This is a genomic window from Mesorhizobium sp. M7A.F.Ca.CA.001.10.2.1 (assembly GCF_003998575.1).
Taxonomy (GTDB): Bacteria; Pseudomonadota; Alphaproteobacteria; order Rhizobiales; family Rhizobiaceae; genus Mesorhizobium.
In genome coordinates this window covers 1-2,637 of sequence record NZ_RZQY01000760.1, presented here as the reverse complement: position 1 = coordinate 2,637, position 2,637 = coordinate 1, and the positions used below count along the sequence as shown (strand labels likewise).

General features: G+C 64.6%; 6 protein-coding genes. 5 read left to right on the top strand and 1 reads right to left on the bottom strand.

Going from position 1 to position 2,637, the window contains the following annotated elements; genetic code table 11:
- Positions 1-253 (top strand): TCP-1/cpn60 chaperonin family protein (locus tag EN964_RS31300; RefSeq protein ID WP_281059583.1); only part of this gene is annotated, 253 nt, incomplete at its 5' end.
- Positions 254-429: 176 nt separating this feature from the next.
- Here the strand turns inward: EN964_RS31300 and EN964_RS31295 are convergent.
- Entirely contained in the window at positions 430-1,068 is a 639-nt protein-coding gene (locus EN964_RS31295) for a TetR/AcrR family transcriptional regulator (protein WP_127272631.1), read from the bottom strand.
- A 101-nt stretch (positions 1,069-1,169) separates the two neighbouring features.
- On the opposite strand from EN964_RS31295, the gene EN964_RS38885 reads away from it, so the two are divergent.
- From EN964_RS38885 to EN964_RS31285, 4 genes are all read left to right on the top strand, one after another.
- Positions 1,170-1,349 carry a hypothetical protein gene (locus EN964_RS38885; RefSeq protein WP_236383100.1) on the top strand — a complete coding sequence of 60 codons (180 nt, stop codon included), beginning with the start codon at positions 1,170-1,172 and terminating at the stop codon, positions 1,347-1,349.
- Positions 1,346-1,504: an alcohol dehydrogenase catalytic domain-containing protein gene (locus EN964_RS39475; RefSeq protein ID WP_372958881.1), complete on the top strand. Its 159-nt coding sequence runs from the start codon at positions 1,346-1,348 to the stop codon at positions 1,502-1,504. Before EN964_RS38885 ends, EN964_RS39475 begins: the two co-directional genes overlap by 4 nt.
- Positions 1,498-2,172 carry an NAD(P)-dependent alcohol dehydrogenase gene (locus EN964_RS31290; protein ID WP_236383101.1) on the top strand — a complete coding sequence of 225 codons (675 nt, stop codon included), beginning with the start codon at positions 1,498-1,500 and terminating at the stop codon, positions 2,170-2,172. The genes EN964_RS39475 and EN964_RS31290 overlap by 7 nt, the downstream gene beginning before the upstream one ends.
- A 33-nt stretch (positions 2,173-2,205) precedes the next feature.
- Positions 2,206-2,637, top strand: a 432-nt coding sequence (locus tag EN964_RS31285) for an OsmC family protein (protein WP_164776130.1), incomplete at its 3' end; no start/stop codon positions are given.

Here is a 2,637-nt window from a genome sequence, read left to right as displayed (position 1 = left end):
CCTTGAGAACAAGGGCGCGACCTTCGGCTACAACGCCCAGACCGGTGAATATGGCGACATGATCGCCATGGGTATCGTCGATCCGGTCAAGGTTGTCCGTACGGCTCTTCAGGACGCGGCCTCGGTCGCCGGCCTGCTCGTCACCACCGAAGCCATGATCGCGGAGGCTCCGAAGAAGGAGTCGGCTGGCGGCGGCGGCATGCCTGGCGGCATGGGCGGCGGCATGGGCGGCATGGGCGGCATGGACTTCTAATCCAGCCAATCTGGCTAAGCTTACGGAAAGGGCGCCGAAAGGCGCCCTTTTTGTTCTGCCAGGACGTTTACTTCACTAATAGCACTGCCAGGACTTGAATTGGGGCGACACACCGCGCGGAACGCTTGGCGCGACATTGAACTAATGTTTCCGCTGGCATCAGGCGCGTCGCGACATCAGGACCCCGGCGATGATGGTATCTCGGCCGCGGAAATCGCCGTGTCGCGATTGCGGCCTGCTCCAGCGAGCACCGCCTGCTCGATCAGCGCTGCGACCTCATCGGCCACAGCCTGCACCGGGGCGCGGTCGTGGGTGGCGCGGGCGATCACCATCAGCCCCTCCAGCGACGATTCGACCAGCAGTGCCAATGCATGCGCGCGGCGCTCGGGCACCCCTGCCCTGACGAAGGCGTCCCGCAGCAGGCCTATCCACTGTTCGAAGGCCGAGCGGCACAACTCCGCCAGTTCCGGCACGTCGGTGGGCGAGTCCAGCACGACAGGCGCGATCGGACAGCCGAGCGAAAACTGGTTGTCTTCCAGCATGCGTCCCACCGACTGGTAGATATGATGGACAGCCACCGCCGGATACTTTTCGGCAGCCAGCGCTTCGCCCAGCCTCTCCGTCACGTCGGCAACGCTGGCCCGCGTCACCTCGATGACCAGTTGGTCCTTGCCGCCGGGAAAATGAAAATAGAGCGAGCCCCGCGGTGCGCCGCTGGCGCTCAATATGTCGTTGAGCGAGGTGCCGTGATAGCCGCGCTGCCTGAGCAGCAGCCCAGTCGTCTCGAGTATGCGGGTGCGGGTGTCGTTGGCCATGTCAACCTCTGTCAGCAGGAATCATTATAGGCCTTGCGCAAAATATGACAATCGGTCTACATAATATGTAGACCAGTCTATATATTTCTCGGGAGAACGACATGCGGAGCTACCGTCTCGAAGGGTCTGGGACCGAACCCCTGATGCTGCGCGACACGGCGCAGCCGGAGCCGAGGCCGCATGAGATCGTGGCGCGCGTTCGCGCCACCTCGCTCAACCGGCGCGATACGATGATCCTCAACGGCACCTATCCGCTGCCGCCGCGCCAAGGCGTCCGCTGAGCGACGGGGCCGGTGACATTGTCGCCATCGGCGATACCGTCACCCGCTTTGCCGTAGGCGACCGCGTGACCGGCAGCTATTCCCCCGATGGATCGACGGCCGCATCCATGCCGGCCTCGTCGACCAACTCGGCTGCACGCTGGATGGCATGCTGACCGAATACGCCGTTCTCGACGAACAATGGGCGGTGCGCTTGCCCGATCATCTCGACTGGCATGAGGCGGCAACGCTGACCTGTGCCGGCCTGACCGGCTGGAATGCCGTGACGGGCGCCGGAATTCCGAAGCCCGGCCAATGGGTTCTGGTCGTCGGCTCGGGCGGCGTCTCGCTCTTTGCACTGCAGTTCGCCAAGCTGCTCGGCTGCCATGTCGCCGCCGTCACCTCGCGCGGTGAGAAAGCCGACAGGCTGCGGGCGCTGGGCGCCGACCTGGTGATTTCGACATCGGATATGCCGCAATGGGGCGCGACCGTCCGCGACCAGACCGGCGGCATCGATCTCGTCATCGAGACCGGTGGCCCGGCGACCTTCGCCCAGTCGCTGATCGCCAGCACGCTTTACGGGCACATCGTGCTCTTGACGCTGCAGGATGCGAAAGGCGGATCGATCCAGTTGCCGGCGGCACTCTACCAGCGCAGCCTCGCCACCATCAGCCGCCTGTTCGTCGGCAACCGGACCAATCTCGAAGCCATGCTGCGCGCCGTCTCGCAGCATCGCCTGCGGCCCGTCATCGACAAGGTCTTCGCCTTCACCGAGGCCGGCGATGCCTACCGCTATTTCCAGCAGGGCGACGTCTTCGGGAAGGTGATCATCGACGGCGCCTGACCCATCAAGTCCTCAAACCAAGGGAGAACGACAATGACAATTCGTGAAGCCTCGGCCAAATGGCAAGGCACGCTGAAGGAAGGGGCGGGCCGGCTGCGGCTCGGCAGCGGCGTCTTCGAAGGCGCCTATTCCTTCCCGTCGCGCTTCGAGAACGGTCCGGGCACCAACCCGGAAGAGCTGATCGCCGCAGCGCATGCAGGCTGCTTCTCGATGGCGCTGAGCGCCATACTGGGCGGCGCCGGCCATGTTGCCCGCAATATCCACACGATCGCCAAGGTGCATCTCGGCGCGACCGCGGCCGGGCCGACGATCACCCGTATCGAACTCGAAACCGAGGTGGAGGCCGCAGGACTCGCCGCAGATGAATTCGAGCGCCTTGCACAGTCCGCCAAGGCGGGCTGCCTCGTCTCGCGGGCCCTTGCCGGCGTGTCTCAGATCACCCTCAAGGCAACGCTCGTTGAAGCC